Here is a 663-nt window from a genome sequence, read left to right on the forward strand (position 1 = left end):
AATATAAGGTGTTTTGTAAAAAAAATTCGCATGAATAACATAATAAGTCTCTGTTTTGAGCGTTCTGTTTTTTATGAGAGATGTGTTATCATTGGAATGAGCTGTTGATTCAACAGCAACAGAAAAGTCACAGGCTTTATGAGATAAAAAGTGCCATAAAACACAAGTGTACCAGCAACGAATGAGAAAGATGTCTTAGCTTTTTAGTTAAATGCTTTGCAAAACAACAAAGCAATTTTTTCTTAAAATCATCCGTTTTTTCAAGATGAATTTTTAAGATGAGAAAGAATTGTTTTTAAAGGGCTTGAAAAGTTAATTTTTGTAAAAATCCTTCATTGCAAATGCAAAAGATAACTGTTATTGCTAAGTGATAATGCAAATCATTCGCAATAAAACAAAGAGAAAATTAATGAATATAAAGAAAATTTTTACTCTAATTCTGGGAAGTCTTATCTTTTTTACTCCCGATTTAGCGGTATGTGCTAGTAAATTTAAAGCTGTTACAACATTCACCATTATTGCCGATATGGCACGAAATGTAGCGGGTGATACTGCTGATGTTGAATCAATCACGAAACCAGGTGCTGAAATTCACGAATATCAACCCACCCCTCGTGATCTCATGCGTGCACAAGGCGCAAATCTTATCCTATGGAATGGGTT

1 protein-coding gene is annotated in these 663 nt (G+C 33.0%); it reads left to right on the plus strand.

The features are described from left to right. Positions 1–409: 409 nt before the first annotated feature. Positions 410–663, plus strand: a 254-nt coding sequence (locus tag ACFINC_RS11035; RefSeq protein ID WP_375617230.1) for a metal ABC transporter solute-binding protein, Zn/Mn family, incomplete at its 3' end; no start/stop codon positions are given.

It is taken from the genome of Bartonella sp. AP58NXGY (assembly GCF_042195785.1).
GTDB lineage: Bacteria > Pseudomonadota > Alphaproteobacteria > Rhizobiales > Rhizobiaceae > Bartonella.